Raw genomic sequence first — 17,693 nt, forward strand, 5'->3', positions numbered from 1 at the left:
CCGCCTCAGGCCGCGGGGCCGGGTGTGGGCCAGTTGGCCAGCAGGGCCAGAATGTGGTCGAGCCGGGCCTGCTTGGGCGCGGCGCGGCGGGCAATGGTGGTGCGCGTCCAGAAGCGGTGGCCGGTGAGAAAATTGGCTTGCAGCTGAAACCAGGCGTGCTCACCGGCGATGAGCTGCCGGGCGGTCAACTCGTGAAACAGGCTGGTCGAAATCGGCTCGAAGTCGTCGCGGCCCAGGTAGTCGAGGTCGGCGTCGCAGAGAATTTCGGCCAAATGGCTTTGGGGCTCCTGCGGGTATTGGGTGGCCATTATCAGGGCGCAAATCTGCTCAATGTGGTCGGGCGTGTAGCCAAAGCCGGGCAGCGTGGCCCGGGCCAGCGCGCAGCCCTGCGCCTCGTGGCCCTGGTAGGCCTGCAGAAAACCGGCGTCGTGGTAGAGGGCGGCGGTGCGCAGCAGGACCCGCGGCTCGGGGTCGGTCAGGCCCTCGGCGGTGGCCAGCTCCAGGGCCACCTCGGCCACGTCGAGGGTGTGGTGCAGGCCGTGGTAATAGAGCGTGGGGGAGAGGCCGCGCCGCAGCTCGTTCACAATAAAATTTTCGGCGGCGTGGTGGTTCATGCGGCGGGAGGCGTGGCCCGGATTGGCCCGGGGCGGCGCAAAGCAACTACGTAAAATGCGAATCGGGGAAGCAATTGGTAGCCAACGGATAAGACGGGCCGACAATTACTGGGTCGGACTTGGGCCGATGCGCAGAATTCTTTCATCTTTACGGCATGACAGTGCAGGCAGTAGCTTTGGGAGTTGTGCAGGCAGCTGCCCGGGCCGGCGTTCGGCTTAGGGCGTTGCTTGCACGGTTTTTGTGTATTGCGACGGCGCCCGGCTGCGGGCGGGGCGCGGCGGGCCGGGAGCCGGCGGCGGGCCCCGCCACGGCCGGCATCGTTGCGGCGTTTGCCTGCCGCCTTCACGCTGGTTTCTACCCATGAAATGGATTTTTACGGTGTTGGCGGTGTGGGCGCTGAGCGGGGCGGCGCATGCCCAGCGGCGCTACTGGGACGCCGACGCCGACTCGCTGGCCCGCTTGCTGCCGCAGCAGCCGTCCGACTCGGCCCGGCTGCGCACGCTGGTGCACCTGCTGGACCTGCGCCCCTCCAACGCCGCCGCGCTGCCCCTGCTCGACCAGCTGCTGACCCTGAACCAGCGCCTCCAAACCCTCGACGACGAGCCCTACCGCCGCCTGCGCGCGGGGCTGGCCCTGTGGCAGCGCACCCCCAACGCGGCCGCCCTGGACGCCATGAAGGCCGCCGTAGCTGAGTTTGACCGCGCGGGCCGCCCCATTCCGTGGCTGCTGATGAACCTGGTGGGCCTCTACAACCAGCTGAACCAGCTAAAGGAGCGCAAGCAGTACTACGACGAAAAACTGGCCTACTACCGGGTGCGCGGCAATACCGAGAACGTGGCCGCCTGCTACGTATCGCAAGGCGCGTACTATCGCCGCCTGGGCGATTACAACCGTTCCATCAATAACACCCTACGCGCGGCCGACATGGCCTTGCGCTTCAGCCGCAAGCTCTACATCAACGAAATCATCGTGACGGGCGGCATCTACGCCGACTGGGGCAACCACGCCAAGGCCGTGCAGTACCTGAGCCAGGCCCAGGCGCTGCCCGAATTCCGACGGGTGCAAGGCACCAACCGCGTGTTCACGTTTCTGGCGCTTTCGAAGCTGTTTGTGCAGCTGGGCAAATATCCCGACGCGCTGCATTCGGCCGATTCGGCCCTGGCCGCCCACGTCGACGAGCCGTATGAGCGGCAGCTGGACCGGGCCTTTGCGCTGGTGCAAAAAGCGGCCGTGCTGCTCCAGATGCGCCTGCCGGCCCAGGCCCAGCCGCTGCTGCGCCGCGCCCAGCAGCTCGACGACTCCCTGGACCTGCCCACCTCCAGCGGGCCGGGCGAGTTTGAGCTGGACGCCACCTGGGCCCGCTACTACGCCACCCAAGGCAACCACCGCCAGGCCGAGCACCACTGGCTGCGCGCCTACCAAAAAGCCACCGCTGCCCGGCTCGACAAGCTGCGCCCGCGCTACCTGCAAGAGCTGGCCGCCTTCTACGATGCCCGCGGCCAGCTGGTGGAAGCCCAGCGCTACTCGCGCGCCTACATCGCCCTCGCCGATACCCTGAGCGCGGCGCAGGCCGCCTTTCACGTGGCCCAGTACGAAAACGAGCGCATGGAACAGGCCAAAAACGCCCAAATCAACGAGCTGCGCCAAGCCCAGGCCGTGCAGGCCGAGCGGCTGCGCCTCGGCAACTGGCTGCTGCTGGGGGCGCTGGTGGCGGTGCTGGTGGTATCGGGGCTGAGCGCCTTCATTTACCGGCAGCTGCGCGTGAACCGCCGCACGCTGTACCAGCTCCGCCAAACGCAGTCGCAGCTAGTGCAGGCCGAGAAGATGGCCTTCCTGGGCGAACTCACGGCCGGCATTGCCCACGAGCTGCAGAATCCGCTCAATTTCATGAAAAACTTCGCCGAAGTCAGCACCGACCTCGTCGAGGACATGAACGGCCGCGGCCCGGCCCGGTCGGCGGGCCTGGAGCAGGAAATCCTGACCGGCCTGAAGCAGAACCTGCAGCAAATCAGCCAGCACGGCCAGCGGGCGTCGTCCATCATCAAAGACATGCTGGCGCACTCGCGCTCCGGCACGGGCCCGCGCGAACTCAGCGACCTCAACGCCCTGGCCGACGAGTCGCTGACGCTGGCCTACGAAGGGCTGTGTGCCCAGGACAAAACCTTCCGGGCCACGCTGGGCAAGGATTTTGATTCCCGGCTAACCCCGGTGCCCGTGGTGGCGCAGGACCTGGGCCGCGTGCTGCTCAACCTGTGCACCAACGCCCTGCACGCCGTGCGCCAGCGCCAGCGCGAAGCCCTGGTGGCGGGCGCCGGCGCGGCCTACGAGCCCACCGTGACCGTGAGCACCCACCGCCCCGGCGGCCGAGCGGTCGAAATCCGGGTGAAAGACAACGGCACGGGCATGCCCGAAAGCGTGCAGGCGAAAATCTTCCAGCCCTTCTTCACCACCAAGCCCGTGGGCGAGGGCACGGGCCTGGGCCTGAGCCTGAGCCACGACATCGTGACCAAAGGCCACGGCGGCACCCTCACCGTGGAAAGCCGGCCCGGCGAAGGCACCGAGTTTGTGGTGCGCCTGCCGGCGTAGGGGCTTGCGGGCGCGGCGCCGGCAATGGTTCGGCGGCTGCTGATTAACATTGCCACGCACTTCGTCGGGGCCGGGTCCCGACTGCGCGCTGCATCGACTTTCATGGCAAACTATTCAAGCTTTGGCGACATTCTAATCATAGCCCCGCTGGCGTATGGCGTGGTGGGGGCGCTGCGCAAGTTCCTGGACTTGCCCCGGCGCTTGCCGCGCGGCAACAAAGCCCTGAACTGGATTTGGGTGCCCGGCGTGCTGCTGTACCTCGGTGCCCGCGCGCTCGACGTGCGCAGTACCAACCTCGACGATGCCTATTTGCTGCTGGTGCTGAGCGTGGTGGTGGCCGTGGTGGTGGCCGTGCGCGACTACCGGCCGGCCCGCTCGCTGCTGCTGGCCGTGAGCCCGTTTTTGCTCTACAAACTGGTCGAATTTGTGGTGGAATCGCCCACGGGCAAGGTGCCCAAACAGTACGACGCCGCCCTCGATACGACGCAAGGGTTTGCCATTATCTGGCTCATTACCTTCATTTTTATTGCGCGCAGCCAGAAAAAGCAGCTGGAAAAAGAGCGGCTGCTGCGCGAAGAAGAAGACAAGGCCAAGCGCCTCATCGAGGCGCAGAACGCCGAGCTGGAACGCCTGGTGAACGAGCGCACCGCCGCCCTCACCCACCAGGCCGAGGAGCTGCGCACGGCCCTCACCGAGCTCAAAACCACGCAGGCCCAGCTCATTCAGAGCGAAAAGATGGCCAGCCTGGGCGAGCTCACGGCCGGCATTGCCCACGAGATTCAGAACCCGTTGAACTTCGTGAACAACTTCGCCGAAGTCAGTGCGGAGCTGGTGACCGAGCTGGAAGAGGAGCGCGAGAAGCCTGACCGCGACCTGGAGTTGGAAGCCGACCTGCTGGCCGACCTCAAGCAGAATTTGCAGAAAATTCATCAGCACGGCGGGCGCGCGGCCAGCATTGTGCGGGGCATGCTGGAGCACTCGCGGGCCAGTTCCGGCGAGCGGGTGCCCACCGACCTCAACCAGCTGGCCGACGAGTACCTGCGCCTGGCCTACCACGGCCTGCGCGCCAAAGACAAGAGCTTCAACGCCACGCTCAAGCCCGACTTCGACCCCAGCCTGCCGCCCGTCGAAGTCATTTCGCAGGACCTGGGCCGGGTGCTGCTCAACCTGCTCACCAACGCGTTTTACGCCGTGAAGCAACGCCAGCAGCGCGGCGAGCCCGGCTACGCGCCCACCGTGAGCGTGAGCACGCGCCGCGTGGGCGACCAAGTGGAACTGCGCGTGAAAGACAACGGCACGGGCATGCCCGAAAGCGTGCAGGCCAAAATCTTCCAGCCCTTCTTCACCACCAAGCCCACGGGCGAGGGCACGGGCCTGGGTTTGTCGTTGAGCTATGACATTGTGACCCAGGGCCACGGTGGCACGCTGGCCGTGGAAAGCCGCGAGGGCGAAGGCACTGAGTTTGTAATTAGCTTGCCGGTCTAAAAGTCAATTTTTACTGGAATTAATTCCATTCGCGCGCAGAAAGCCTCTGCGCGTCGCTCGTCGTTGCCTATGCGCTACTTTTTACTGCTCGCAGCCTTGTGGCTGTTTTCCGGGGTTGCCACCGCCGCGCCGCTGCCGGCCGATACAGCGGTGCTGCGCATCGACCGCCTGGCCGCCACGGGCGGGTTCCTGCTGCAAAAAGGTTGGCGCTACCACGCCGGTGACGACCCCGCCTGGGCCCGGTCCGACTTCGACGACCGCGCTTGGGACACCCTCAATCCCACCCGGCCACGGCGCGCGCAGCCGCGGGCTGTGCAAACCGGCATCAGCTGGCTGCGGCTGCGCTTGCGCCTCGGCGACAGTTTGCGCGGGCACGACCTGCTGGTCAATTTCGGGGAACTGGGTGCTATTGAAGTATACCTCAACGGCCAACTGGTACAACGACAAGGTATCATCAATGCCGAACCCGCTCGGGTGGTGCCCCGGGGGCGCTTTCCGCAACCTGGGCAAGTGCCGGCGGGCGGGCCAGCTGAGCAGGTGCTGGCCGTGCGCTACGCGCCGTGGCAGCCGCCTTTCCTGATAGGAGCTGACCGAGGCCCGCAGTTAACAGCCTTTTTGTTCAGCCCGCAGGTATTCTGGCAGAGTCAGGCCAGGGAAAGAGATAACGCCCGGGTGTTCCTAGTGTTGCTGGGATTTTCGGTTATGCTGGCCTTGCTGCACTACGCCTTCTATCGCTACAACCCCAAGCAACGAGCCAACCGCTTTTTTGCCCGTTTTGCCCTGGCGGCGGCGCTGGCTTCATTCGGGGCATACTGCCGGTACACGATGGCTTTCGACTCGCTAGGACCCTTCTTGGTGGTGTTGGCAGCAACGAACATGCTGGCTTCCATGACCGGTTTGTGGGCCGTGCGGGCCTTGTACGACTTATTCAACGTACGGCCCGGGCGCGTTTACGCTGGCCTGTGGCTGTGGTACGGAGGGGTGGTGTTGGCGTTGCTGCTGGCTCCTTTTCACCCGATGCCTGGTTACCTGTGGGGGGCCATGAGCATTCTGTTTACTGCCGAGGAGCTGCGCCTGACCGTGAGGGCGGTGCGGCAGCGGCGGCGCGGGGCTTGGATTATTGCCGTCGGCTTTGCGGGCGGGCTGCTGGCCGCATTGGGGTATTTGGGCGTGCGGCTGCTGGCGGCGCCGTTGCTGGTGGAGAACCTGTGCATCGTGGCGGTCTTCGTGCTGCCGGCGCTGGGCATCTCGTTGTTTCTAGCGCGGGAGTTTGCCCTCGATGCCGGGCTGCTACAAGTGAAACTGGCCGAGGTGGAGCGGCTTTCGGCCCAGACCATCGCGCAGGAGCAGGAGAAGCAAGCCCTGCTGGCCCAGCAAAACGAAACCCTCGAAACCCAGGTGGCCCAGCGCACCGGCGAGCTGCAACACTCCCTGACGGACCTGCGGGCCACGCAGGCGCAGCTGATTCAGAAGGAAAAGATGGCCAGCCTGGGCGAACTGACGGCCGGCATCGCCCACGAGATTCAGAACCCGCTCAACTTCGTCAACAACTTCTCGGAAGTGAGCACCGAGTTGGTGGAGGAGCTGCAAGAGGCACTGGCGGCCCGCGACACGGCCGAGGCCGCCGAGCTGGCGAGCGACGTGGCCCAAAACCTGGGCAAAATCACCGAGCACGGCAAACGGGCGGCGGCCATTGTGAAGGGCATGCTGGAACACAGCCGCACCAGCACCGGCGAGCGGGCCCCGACGGACCTGAACCAGCTCTGCGACGAGTACCTGCGCCTAGCCTACCAGGGCCTGCGCGCCAAAGACAAAACCTTCAACGCCAAGCTCGAAACCGACTTCGCGCCGGGCCTGCCGCTGGTGGAGGCGGCCGGGGCCGACCTGGGCCGGGTGCTGCTGAATCTGTTCGGCAACGCGTTCTACGCCGTGCAAAAGCGCCAACAGGCCGGCGAGGCGGACTATGGGCCCACCGTGCGCGTGAGCACGAAGCAAGTCGGTAATCAGGTGGAAATCCGGGTCAGCGACAACGGCCCGGGCATACCCGAGTCGGTCAAAGCCAAAATCTTCCAGCCTTTTTTCACCACCAAGCCCACGGGCGAGGGCACGGGCCTGGGCCTCTCGCTCAGCCACGACATCATCGCCCAGGGCCACGGCGGCACGCTCACGGTGGCGTCTCAGGAAGGGAAATTCACCGAGTTTCTGATTAGCTTGCCGATTAATTGAGTAAGCCAGCTAACGGCCAGCTTACGAGTCCGTTTGCTCAGGGAGGCACGAGCGGTTATGGGCTGGGAAACTCCCAGCGCTTTTTCGTCAGAATGCATCCCCGAATCGGAATTTGCTGAATTTTACCCCCGGCTTGGTACCTCCTCTATTGCGCACATTTATTTCTCTTTATCGGGTCCGGGCTGTTGGGTTGGCATGGGTGGCCGTGGCCGCGCTGCTGCTGGCCGTGCCGCGGGTGGGGCTGGGCCGGGTGGTGCCGCCGCCCAGCCGCGCCGTGGACAGCCTGCGCCACCTGCTGGCCCGCCCGCTGCCCGACACCAGCCGCGTGGTGCTGCTGTGCCAGCTCAGCGACCAGCTCTGGACCCAGCGCACCGACTCGGCCGCCGTGTATGCCTACAAGGCCCTGGCGTTGGCACGCCGCGTGCACTACCGCCACGGCGAGGGCGAGGCCCTGAACCGCCTGGGCGCCGCCCTGCGCGAAAGCAACCTGGCCCGTGCGCTGGAGGTGTTTCAGAAGTCGTTGCGCATTGCCGAAGTCACCCACGACCGCGCCCTGGCTGCCCAAAACCTGCGCAGCATCGGCATCATCTACGTGTACCTGCGCGACCAGCGTCAGGGCTTGGCCTACTACTTCCGGGCGCTGAAAATTGGCGAGGAGCTGCGCGACGAGCGCCGCGTGGTGATTGAGCTCAGCAACATCGGCCTGGCCTACGACTTGTTCAACCAGCTCGACTCGTCGCGCATCTTTCAAGAGCGGGCCTACGCGCTGGCCCGCCGCCTGCGCACGCCCACCAACTACATTCTCTACGGGCTGGGCAACGTGGCCCGCAAGCAGGGCCGCACGGCGCAGGCCAAGGCGTTTTACCGGGCCAGCATCACGGAGTCGAAGAAGGTGCAGCACCTGCGCAGCCTCAACTTTGCCTACGTGGGCCTGGCCACGCTCTACCAGCAGCAGGGCCGCCTCGACTCCAGTGTTTACTACGCCCGGCTGGGCTGCCAGGCCGCCCAGACCAACGGCTTCCTGCGCGGCGTGCTCAACGCCAGCACCCTGCTCACCCAAGACTACAAAACCCGCCGCAACGCCGACAGCGCCCTCAAGTACCAAAGCCTGATGCTGGTGATGAAGGACACCCTGTTTGGGCAGGAAAAGGTGATGCGCCTGCAAAACCTCAACTACCGCGAGCAGCAGCGCGCCCAGGAGGCCGCCGCCGGCCAGGCCCGCCTCAAAGCGCGCTACCGGACCTACGCGCTGGTGGTGGGCCTGGTGGGGCTGCTGGCGCTGGCCCTGCTGCTGGCTCGCCACGCCCGCCAGCAGGAGCGCGCTCGCGAAGCCCTGGAGCAGTCGCTGGCCGAGCTCAAAACTGCTCAGGACCAGCTGGTGCAGCGCGAGAAGATGGCCTTCTTGGGCGAGCTCACGGCCGGCATTGCCCACGAGCTGCAGAACCCGCTCAACTTCGTGAAAAACTTCGCCGAAGTCAGCACCGACCTGGTGGACGAAATCACCGGCGAGCACCGCGACCCTACCCGCAGCACCGGCTTGGAGCAGGAAATCCTGACCGGCCTGAAGCAGAATCTGCAGCAAATCAGCCAGCACGGCCAGCGGGCCACGTCCATCATCAAGGGCATGCTGGAGCACTCGCGCGCCGGCACCAGCCAGCGCGTGCCCACCAACCTGAATGCCGTGGTGGAAGACAGCCTGCGCCTGGCCTACCAAGGCTTGCGCACCAAAGACAAGGAATTTACGGCCGAGCTTGTGACCGAACTAGCCCCCGAGCTGCCCCACATCGAGGCCATGTCGCAGGACCTGGGCCGCGTGCTGATAAACTTGTTTACCAACGCTTTCCATGCCGTGCAGCAGCGCCAGCGGCAAAGCCCGGGCTCAGGCTATCGGCCCACCGTGACCGTGAGCACCCATGCCGTGCCGGGCGCGGTCGAAATCCGGGTGAAGGACAACGGCACGGGCATGCCCGAAAGCGTGCAGGCCAAAATCTTCCAGCCCTTCTTCACCACCAAGCCCGTGGGCGAGGGCACGGGCCTGGGCCTGAGCCTGAGCCACGACATCGTGACCACGGGCCACGGCGGCACCCTCACCGTGGAAAGCCGCGAAGGCGAGGGCACCGAATTTGTGGTGCGCCTGCCGGCTTAAGTTGGGCCGGGCCTACCTTTGGGCCCAACTTTTACGCTGCAAAATTGACCCTATGCAAATTCTGGTAGTTGACGACGAAACCGACGTGCGCGACTTGTTTCAGCAGCGTTTCCGGCGCGAAATCCGCAGTGGCCAGTGGACCTTCAGCTTTGCCTTCTCGGGCGAGGAAGCCCTGGAATTTCTGCGGGCGCACCATTCCGAAGTGCTCATCATTCTCTCCGACATCAACATGCCCGGCATGAGCGGGCTCGACCTGCTGGGGCACGTGAAGGAGGAATTTGAAATGCCGCCCACCACCATGATGATGATAACGGCGTACGGCGACGATGAAAGCCACCAGAAAGCGCTGGCCCTGGGCGCCCACGATTTCCTCACCAAGCCGGTGGATTTTGCGGTGCTCAAAGATAAATTAGCACATTTGCTGCCTTCCTAAGCGCGTAGCCAACCGTTCTACCACAACCCGTGTCATGAAAACGAAAATTCTGGTGGTCGACGACGAAACCGACCTCGAACTGCTCATCAAGCAGAAGTTTCGGCGCAAGATTCGGGAGGCCACCTACGAATTTGTGTTCGCCACCAACGGCGAGGAGGCCCTGACGCGCATCAACGAGCACCCCGATACGGACGTTATTCTGTCCGACATCAACATGCCGGTGATGGACGGCCTCACGCTGCTCAGCCACACCCACGCCCAGCACCCGGCCATGAAAACGGTCATCGTGTCGGCGTACGGCGACCTGGGCAACCTGCGCACCGCCATGAACCGCGGCGCCTTCGATTTCGTGGTGAAGCCCGTCGATTTCACCGACCTGGAAGTCACCATCGAGAAAACCGCCGACCAGGTGCGCCAGCTGCGCGAAACCCTCAAGGCCATTCAGGAAAACAACATCCTGAAAATGTACGTCGACGAGACCGTGCTCAATTTCATGACGCGGCCCGACTTCGAAAACCGCCTCACCGCTTCCGAAACCGTGGAAGCCACCGTGGTTTTTCTGGACGTGTGCGGCTTCACGGCGCTGGCCGAAAAGCTGGCGCCCACCGACGTGGTGAGCCTGCTCAACACGTATTTCGACTTGGTGGTGAAGGAATTCATTGCCCAGGGCGGCCACGTCGACAAGTTCATGGGCGACGCCGTGATGGTCGTGTTTCGCGGCGAGCACCACCTCGACCGGGCCATCGACGCGGCGCTTTCGGCCCGCCAGGCCCTGCAGCAGAGCGACGCCCCGCTGCCCCCCGGCTTCGAGTACCGCCCGCAGGTCAGCATCGGCGTCAACACCGGCGAAGTGGTGTCGGGCAACATTGGCTCGGCCTCGCTCAAGCGCCTGGATTACACCGTCATCGGCGACGTAGTGAACATGTCGCAGCGCCTGCAGTCGGCCGCCAAGCCCGACCAGATTATCATCAGCGAAGCCGTGTACCTGAAAGTGAAAGAATCCTTTCAGTGCCAGTTCGTGAGCGAAGTCATGCTGAAAAACAAGGCGCTGCCGGTGAAGATTTACGAGGTGGTGGAGTAAACCCTCTGCCTGTCAGCCTCATCTGGCGTCCGCGCAGCGAAGGATGACAGATAAACTACCCTGCCGTCAGCCCGCGCATTTTCTCGTTCTGCAGGCGAATGCGCTGGCAGAGAATGCGCAGGATGTTGCGCAGCACCTCGCCGCGCTCCTCCATCACGTCGTAGAAGTCTTCCTGGTCGATGCGGAAGGCCAGCACTTCGCTCAGCGCAGCGGCCGTGGCCGAGCGCGGCTCGGCATCGAGCAGGGCCAGCTCGCCGAAGAAGTCGCCGGGGCCAAAGGTGGCCAGCTGTTGGGTGCCCGTGAAAATGCCCACCTGTCCATCGTGCAGAATGAAGAGCGAGGTGCCGATATCGCCTTGGGCGAAAATCTCCTCGCCTTCGCGGAACGTCACCTCCTTCATGATGGGCACGATGCTGCTGAGCACGTTTTCGGGCGTTTGGGCAAACAGGGCGGTGCTTTTGAGTATCATCACCCGCTCCAGAGACGAGACGCGGGCTTCGGGCTGATGAGAGGAATGCTGGCTCATGTCGGGCAAAGCGAGAGGAGAAATGGGCTGGTGCTGAGTGGCGGCCAGCGTCGCTGCGGCCACCTGTGCGCTTTCGCGCAGCAGCTGGTAGGGCGAAGTGAGGTAAGGCCGCAGAATGTCGGCGGCATCGGGCTCGGCGGGAAGCCAGTGGCGCAGAGCCAAGCCCAGCGTCCAGGAAGTAAAGGCCATGTGGCCGCGCCGCAACAGCAGCGTGGGCAGCGGCTCGGCGGGCGGGGCGGCGACGGCCGCGGGGTGGGGCGGGGCGACTGTGGCGCTGCCGGCCACCGCGGCCGGACCGGCCGGCGTGAGCACGTGGGCCCGGGCGGGCTGCGCCGGGGCCGTGAGGCGGGCAAACAGCGCGGCTTTTTCGGCCAAGGGCGAGTCGTCGAGCAGCGCCTGCAGGCCCTGGTACACCGGGCGGGGAATGAGGTTGTCGAGGATTTCGAGGGCGTTGGCTTGGCGTTCGCGGGCGGCGTGGGCCACGTTGCGCTGCGCCGTGGCCACCGATTCGGCGTCGTAGAGCTGGGCCAGCAGCCCAAACACGCGCTGGTGCAGCAGGCTCAGCTCGTAGTCGATGGTGGCCTGGAATACACTTCGGCCATCGGCCACCAGGCCTTGCAGCAAGTGCGTGGCCAGGGCAAATTCTTCGCGCAGCAGGTGCTCAAACACGGCCCGGTCGGCCGGCCGGGCCGGGAAGCGGCGCAACGAGCGCAACGCCACGCCGCGGGTGAACAGGTGCGGGTGCTGGGCCAGTTCGACCAAGGCGGCGCGGCTGGCGCCGGTGTTGAGGCGCTCCAGCACCAGGGCCGTGCGCTGCGGGTGCAGGGGCTCGGGCTCGCGGCGCAGGGCCTCGCGCAGCAGCGGCACCACGGCCGGGCCCAGGGCCACTAGGCTGTCGGCGGCCGGCTCCCAGAGGTGCTTGTCGTTGAGGGCCGTGAGCAGGTGCTCCGCCAGCTGCAAATGGCCCACCGTGCCCAGGGCCGTGAGGGTAGCCCGGACAATGTTGGCGTCGGGACTGGCCAGCCCGCGCTCCACGAGCTGGGCCTGCACATCGGGCGGGAAAAACGCCAGCAGGCGCAACGCTACCTCAATGGCTGTCGACGGGGCATTGGAGCCCGGCAGTAATTGCAACAAGCTGGACTGGGCCGCCGCGTGCTGCGGCGCCGCGCTCAGGCTGCCCCGGATGGCGCCCTGGCGCGCGTCCCAGTCATTGCCGGCCAGCAGCAGGCCCACCTCCGGCGCATCCGGCGCAATGGCGGCCAGCTGCTGGGCGGCGGCGGCGCGCACGGCCGGGGCGGGGTCGCGCAGGGCCAGGGCCTGCAGGGTTGCCACGGGCAGCGTCGCGGCTTCGGCCGACGCCAACAAGGCCAGGCGTACCCGCTCGTCGGCGTGTTCGAGCAGGGTGGGCGCGTGGCTGGCCAGGGTAGCGGGCTCGCGCTGGCGCAGCCACGCCACGGCGTTCAGCACTTCGGTGGGGTGGGGGCTGCGCAGCTGGGCCAGCACCACGTGGCGCGCAGCGTCGGGCAGGGCCAGTTCGGCCGTTTCGGCGAAGCGACGGCCCAGGCCTTCCTTCAGCTCGGCCAGGTAGCTGCGGTAGGTGCGGGCCAGTGCCAGCAGCGCCAGCAGCAGCAGCGCGCCCATCCAGGCAAAGGGCAGGCCGCCGTCGAGGCGGCCCAGGTAGCCCAGCACGAAAAACAGCAGGCCGGTGAGGCCCATGCCCAGCGGCTCGTAAAAGCCCTTGGCCAGCGTGTGCGCAGCCAGGCGCTGCGTGGGTGCCAGCGGCTGAAACAGCACCAGAAACACGGGGTCGAACACGGTGCGGCGCAGCACTTCCAGCAACAGGTAGAGGCCGCAGAAAAAGGCCAACTGTCCGGCTCGGCTGTAGCCGCCGGCCACCTGCAGGCCGCCAAAAATGGCCAGCGCCACCAGCGCCACCACCGGCAGCAGCCGCAACGACCATTGCACGCCGTAGCGCTCCAGGGCCTGCCGGCTCACCAAAAGCTTGAAAAACGTGGCGGCGCCGTAGGTAGCGGCCAGCACCCAGCCCACCGACTGCATGACGTCGGCCGAGGCGTGAAACTTGTGCTTCACGTTCAGGAAAAACATGTATTCTACGCCGGTGACGACGCCCGCAATGGCCACCAGGCTCAGGCACATGGCCTGCACCAGCTCGCTGCCGCCAAACAGCTGCTGCACCAGCCGGCCCGGTGGCCGCCGCACCCGCCGCACCGCCCGAGCCGTGGCTTCCACCACGTGCGAGCTGAGCGTGGCCCGCAGCGTGAACAGGGCCCCGAGGTACGCCACAAACGACAGCCCCAGCAGCACCGGCAGCTGCGCATCGCCGTGAATGAGGGCCGCCAAGATGGCGCCTAGTGCCTTGGCCGGCATGTCGCCGGAGCTGATGACGCTGAACAGGCGCTTGCTCTGCCGCACATCAAACACCACCGCCGACACGCCCCAGAACTCCAGGTTGGTGAGCAGGTAGATGACCCGGTAGCCCGCCATGATGGCCACCGCGGCCGCCACGGAGTGCCCCACGTACACCAGCACGCCCAGCACGGCCGCCAGCGCCACCACGGCCAGCAGCACGCGCACGGCCAGCTTGCGCAGCAGCAAATGGTGCTCGAAATGAGTGTAGATTTTGCCCACGGCCATCATGGCCAGGGCGCCGGCCACGTAGCCCAGCGGCAGGCTTTGGGCGGGGTCGTGCTCCAGCAGCAGCACATTGGCCGCCACGTACACCAGCACCGAGCCGATGCCGAGCAGAAAGTTGTGCAGCGAAAACAGCCCCACGGTGCGGGCTTCGCCGGCTTTGATGCCGAACAGGCGTTGAAGAGAGGTGGCCGAAAGCATGGGAAAGGGCAGCCGGCACCACCGGGCACGGCCGTTGCCAAAGATACGGGCCGCGGGAAGCTATGCGGGGCAACAGGAGTAAGGCAGGGGAATAAAAGAAGAACGTCATGCTGAGCGCAGCCGAAGCATCTCGCGTGCAAGAGTAAATGATTACTACCCCACGCGAGATGCTTCGGCTGCGCTCAGCATGACGTTCTGCCAAGCCCGTTGCCGACCTCCGCCGCAGCCTAGTACACCCGAATGGGCCGGCTGAAGCTGTTGTTGCTTTCCAGCCACTCGGCAATGGCGTTGGTGCCATCTACCACGGCGCCCACCGTGAAGGTGCCGCTGGCGGTGGGCTTCCAGTTGTTGGTGGTAGCGGCCAGCAGGCGGGCCTGGCCGGGCAGCAGCGGCTGCGGCAAGCCCTGTAGGCTGCCCACCACGGCTTTGTCGATGGTGAAATTCACGCCCAGCTTGCTGCCGGTGGCCACCGGCGCGGTGCCCATGTTTTTCACCATGGCGTAGAACGTCACCGCCTGGCCCGGCTTGGGGAAGCGCGGCACGGTGAACACCTGCGTCACCTTCAGGTCGGGTTTGGCGGCGCCGGCCTGCAGCGTGAAGGCGCCGCCCAGGGGCAATTTATCGGAAGCGCTGCCCACGTTGAAAGCGTAGGCGCCGGGGTGCACCTCGTAGGCTTTGGTCTGCTCGTTCCAGAAGTAAAAATCTTCGGCTGAGAGGGTGAAGGTCACGGTTTTCTTCTGCTTCGGGGCCAGGCTGATGCGTTCGAACCCCTTGAGCTGCTTCACTGGCATGTCCAGCTTCGAGGACTTGTCGCGCAGGTAGAGCTGCACCACTTCGTCGCCGGCCACAGCGCCGGTGTTGGTCACGTCGACGCTGATGGTGACGGGCGCCCCCACGGCCACGGGGGCCGTGGGCTGCTGCAGGTTGCTGTACTGAAAGGTGGTGTAGCTCAGGCCAGCCCCGAAAGCAAACTCTGGCTTCATCCCTTTCTTGTCATACATGCGGTAGCCCACGCCGTTGGCGTCGCGCAGGTCGTCGCTCCACGGGGGCAGCTGGCTGTCGCCGGTAGGCATGCTCACGGGCATGCGGCCGGCGGGGTTGTAATCGCCCAGCAGCACGTCGGCCAGGGCGGTGCCAGCCTCCTGGCCGGCGTAGAAGCTATATACGAGGCCTTTCATGCGGGGCAGGCTCTCGTGCATGGCGCACACGCCGCCGCTTTGCACCACCACCACCACGTTGGGGTTGGCCCGGGCCAGGGCCATGATGAGGGCCTGCTGCTGGCCGGGCAAGGTGGCCGAGTTGTTGGCGCGGTCGTGGCCGGAGTTGTACTGCTCGCCCTCTTGGGTGCTGTCGAGGCCGGCGGCGAAAATCACCACGTCGGCCTTGCGGGCCAGCTCGCGGGCCAGCCGGAAGCCGGTGGTGTCGGCGCTGTTCATGTCGCAGCCTTTGGCGAAGGAAATCTTGTTTACGCCCAGCTTGGTTTCCAGGCCCTGCTTCAGGCTCACGGCGTAGGGCGGGGTGGTTTCGGAGCTGCCGAAGCAGTTCAGGTTGCCTTTATCGGCGTTGGGGCCGATGAGGGCAATGCGCTTCACGGAAGCCTTTTTCAGGGGCAGGATGTTGCCCGAGTTCTTCAGCAGAATGATGGACTCGCGGGCCGCCTGCTGGTTGAGCTTGGTGTGGGCCGGCGTGTTGGCGTCGGCCTTGCTGCCCTTGGGATAGTAGTCGAGCAGGCCGACCATGATTTTGGTGCGCAGCACGTTGCGCACGGCCGCGTCGATGGCCGTCATGGGCACGGCGCCGCTGGCCACCAGGCCGGGCAGGTCCTTGAGGTAGTCGTCGGAACCCATGCACACGTCGTTGCCGGCCAGGATGGCCTTTTTCGTGTCGTGCACCGCGTCCCAGTCCGACACCACGTAGAACGGGAAGCCCCACCGCTCGCGCAGCACCGTGTTCAGCAGGTAGGGGCTTTCGGCCGCGTGCTCGCCGTTAATCAGGTTGTAGGCCGACATCACGCTGAGCACGGCGCCCTCCTGCACCACGGTGCGGAAATTGTAGCCGTAGTGCTCCATCACGCCGCGGTCCGTGAACAGCTCGTTGCGCGTGTGGCGCGTGGCCTGCTTGCCCTCAATCATGAAGTGCTTCACCGTGGCCATCACCGGCGTTTTCTGAATGCCGAAAGCCACGCGGGACTGCACCTGGCCAATTAAATACGGGTCTTCGCCGCCGCTTTCGGCGCTGCGGCCGCCGCGCGGGTCCTGCGCCAGGTCGATGCAGGGGCCCAACTGCTGCTGCTTGCCAAAGGCCCAGAACTCTTCGCCCATGGCCTGGCCCACCTGCTCGGCCAGGCCGCGGTGCCAGGTCGAGACCAGGCCCATGCCCGTGGGCCAGGCCGTGGCTTTCTCGAAGCGCACGCCGTGGGGGCCGTCGTCCATCACGAAGCCCGGAATGCGGAGCCGGGCATTATCCGGCGTGGTCATGAAGGTGTTTTTGGTGAGCTGGGCCAGCTTTTCCTCGGTGCTCATGGCTTTGAGCAGCGAGTCGATGCGGGGCTCCAGGCCCAGGCGCTGGGCCTGGGCGGCGGGGCTGCCGGCCAGCACCAGGGCGGCTCCGGCGGCCAGCCAGCGAAAGAAGGGGAAGGGTTTTTTCATAAAGAAATAAGAAGACGGAGGGAAGGCTGCAGAAGGAACAGGCCGCGCCGGGCTCCCCCCAAGGATGCCCGATGGCCCGTTCCTTCGAGATGACGCCGGGAGCTAGCAGCACCGGCGTCGGCAGCACCGGACGGAATCTCACCAATCCGTCGGCGTGAGGGAGAAAACGAGTTGAGGTGTTGAGAAGAACTGTGAAAGGCGTGGCGTTCGATGCGCCAGCGTGCCCGGAGTCAGCTCTTTTTCATGTGGTAAAACCGCACGTAGTCCACCAGCATCTGCTGCGGGAAAGCGGCTTCGTCGATGCCTTTCTGGCCGCCCCATTCGCCGCCCACGGCCAGGTTCAGCAGCAAGTGGAAGGGCTTGTCCCAGGGCCAGGCTTCCCAGCCGGTGTTTTCGTTGCGGGCCGCGAAGTACAGCTGCCCGTCAATTTCGGCCGTGATGGTTTCGGGCGTCCATTCCACGGCGTACACGTGGAAGGCGGTGGTGGCATCGGGCAGCTTCGTGACGCCGGTTTTCTGGTTGTTGATGCGGAAGTAGTAGGCCTTGCAGTGGGTGCTGGCGTGAATCACGTTGGGGTCGTAGCCCACGTGCTCCATGATGTCGATTTCGCCATTGTCGGGCCAGCTGTGGTTGCCGTAGGGGTTCTCGTCGGGCAGCATCCAGATGGCGGGCCAGGTGCCGCGCCCGGCCGGAATCTTGGCCCGCACCTCGAAGCGGCCGTAGGTCTGGCTGCCGCCGGGGCCGCGCGATACCAGCCGCGCCGAGGTGTAAGCATTGGCCGGCACCAGGGCCTCCTTGCGGGCTTCTACAATGAGGTGGCCGCCTGCCACGCGGGCGTTTTCGAGGCGGCGCTTGGTGTAGTACTGGGCTTCTTTGTTGCCCCAGCCGCTGCCGCCCACGTCGTATTTCCACTTCGTGGAGTCGGGCAGGCCGGCGTAGTTGAACTCGTCGCTCCACGCCAGTTTGGTGAAGGTGTAGCGCGGCTTGGCGGGCGGGGCCGCAGGAGGCGGGCTGCCGGGGCTCAGCCACAGAAACCCGGAAAGGAGGAAGGAAAGCATGGCGTTGAGATAAAGCCTGTCGCGGTGCTGCGGGCA

The 17,693-nt window shown here is 65.5% G+C and carries 10 protein-coding genes; 6 read left to right on the plus strand and 4 right to left on the minus strand.

Annotated elements, in window-relative coordinates; all coding sequences use genetic code 11:
* Nucleotides 1-5 precede the first annotated feature (5 nt).
* A complete protein-coding gene (locus JAO73_RS08455; RefSeq protein WP_198976639.1) occupies nt 6-614 on the minus strand; it encodes an HD domain-containing protein in 609 nt (202 codons plus the stop codon).
* A gap of 361 nt (nt 615-975) precedes the next feature.
* On the opposite strand from JAO73_RS08455, the gene JAO73_RS22940 reads away from it, so the two are divergent.
* The 6 genes from JAO73_RS22940 to JAO73_RS08485 all read left to right on the plus strand — a co-directional run bounded on the left by JAO73_RS22940 (nt 976) and on the right by JAO73_RS08485 (nt 10,572).
* A complete protein-coding gene (locus JAO73_RS22940; RefSeq protein WP_233168909.1) occupies nt 976-3,201 on the plus strand; it encodes an ATP-binding protein in 2,226 nt (741 codons plus the stop codon).
* Nucleotides 3,202-3,303: 102 nt separating this feature from the next.
* Nucleotides 3,304-4,686 carry a sensor histidine kinase gene (locus JAO73_RS08465; RefSeq protein WP_198976640.1) on the plus strand — a complete coding sequence of 461 codons (1,383 nt, stop codon included), beginning with the start codon at nt 3,304-3,306 and terminating at the stop codon, nt 4,684-4,686.
* Nucleotides 4,687-4,755: 69 nt separating this feature from the next.
* Nucleotides 4,756-6,912, plus strand: a complete 2,157-nt coding sequence (locus tag JAO73_RS22945; protein WP_233168917.1) for a sensor histidine kinase — start codon at nt 4,756-4,758, stop codon at nt 6,910-6,912.
* Between the two features lie 199 nt (nt 6,913-7,111).
* Nucleotides 7,112-9,058 carry a tetratricopeptide repeat-containing sensor histidine kinase gene (locus JAO73_RS22950; RefSeq protein WP_317191213.1) on the plus strand — a complete coding sequence of 649 codons (1,947 nt, stop codon included), beginning with the start codon at nt 7,112-7,114 and terminating at the stop codon, nt 9,056-9,058.
* 52 nt (nt 9,059-9,110) lie between these two features.
* Nucleotides 9,111-9,491 (plus strand): response regulator, encoded by a 381-nt coding sequence (locus JAO73_RS08480; RefSeq protein ID WP_190925161.1) that lies wholly within the window; start codon nt 9,111-9,113, stop codon nt 9,489-9,491.
* A 34-nt stretch (nt 9,492-9,525) separates the two neighbouring features.
* Nucleotides 9,526-10,572 carry an adenylate/guanylate cyclase domain-containing protein gene (locus JAO73_RS08485; RefSeq protein WP_190925163.1) on the plus strand — a complete coding sequence of 349 codons (1,047 nt, stop codon included), beginning with the start codon at nt 9,526-9,528 and terminating at the stop codon, nt 10,570-10,572.
* 55 nt (nt 10,573-10,627) lie between these two features.
* On the opposite strand, the gene JAO73_RS08490 is transcribed toward JAO73_RS08485, so the two are convergent.
* From JAO73_RS08490 to JAO73_RS08500, 3 genes are all read right to left on the minus strand, one after another.
* Nucleotides 10,628-13,951, minus strand: a complete 3,324-nt coding sequence (locus JAO73_RS08490; RefSeq protein ID WP_198976641.1) for a cyclic nucleotide-binding domain-containing protein — start codon at nt 13,949-13,951, stop codon at nt 10,628-10,630.
* A gap of 227 nt (nt 13,952-14,178) precedes the next feature.
* Nucleotides 14,179-16,599, minus strand: coding sequence for a glycoside hydrolase family 3 C-terminal domain-containing protein (locus JAO73_RS08495; RefSeq protein WP_198976642.1), 2,421 nt, complete (start codon nt 16,597-16,599; stop codon nt 14,179-14,181).
* 230 nt (nt 16,600-16,829) lie between these two features.
* Nucleotides 16,830-17,657: a glycoside hydrolase family 16 protein gene (locus JAO73_RS08500; RefSeq protein WP_198976643.1), complete on the minus strand. Its 828-nt coding sequence runs from the start codon at nt 17,655-17,657 to the stop codon at nt 16,830-16,832.
* Between the last annotated feature and the right edge of the window lie 36 nt (nt 17,658-17,693).

Source organism: Hymenobacter miniatus (assembly GCF_016427455.1).
GTDB classification, from domain to species: Bacteria; Bacteroidota; Bacteroidia; order Cytophagales; family Hymenobacteraceae; genus Hymenobacter; species Hymenobacter armeniacus.

Excerpts from the sequence above, each read along its gene's own strand:
- JAO73_RS22945 (WP_233168917.1), top strand. The coding sequence starts at position 4,756 with ATGCGCTACTTTTTACTGCTCGCAGCCTTGTGGCTGTTTTCCGGGGTT.
- JAO73_RS08490 (WP_198976641.1), bottom strand. The coding sequence starts at position 13,951 with ATGCTTTCGGCCACCTCTCTTCAACGCCTGTTCGGCATCAAAGCCGGC.
- JAO73_RS08500 (WP_198976643.1), bottom strand. The coding sequence starts at position 17,657 with ATGCTTTCCTTCCTCCTTTCCGGGTTTCTGTGGCTGAGCCCCGGCAGC.
- JAO73_RS08455 (WP_198976639.1), bottom strand. The coding sequence starts at position 614 with ATGAACCACCACGCCGCCGAAAATTTTATTGTGAACGAGCTGCGGCGC.
- JAO73_RS08485 (WP_190925163.1), top strand. The coding sequence starts at position 9,526 with ATGAAAACGAAAATTCTGGTGGTCGACGACGAAACCGACCTCGAACTG.
- JAO73_RS08465 (WP_198976640.1), top strand. The coding sequence starts at position 3,304 with ATGGCAAACTATTCAAGCTTTGGCGACATTCTAATCATAGCCCCGCTG.
- JAO73_RS08480 (WP_190925161.1), top strand. The coding sequence starts at position 9,111 with ATGCAAATTCTGGTAGTTGACGACGAAACCGACGTGCGCGACTTGTTT.
- JAO73_RS08495 (WP_198976642.1), bottom strand. The coding sequence starts at position 16,599 with ATGAAAAAACCCTTCCCCTTCTTTCGCTGGCTGGCCGCCGGAGCCGCC.
- JAO73_RS22940 (WP_233168909.1), top strand. The coding sequence starts at position 976 with ATGAAATGGATTTTTACGGTGTTGGCGGTGTGGGCGCTGAGCGGGGCG.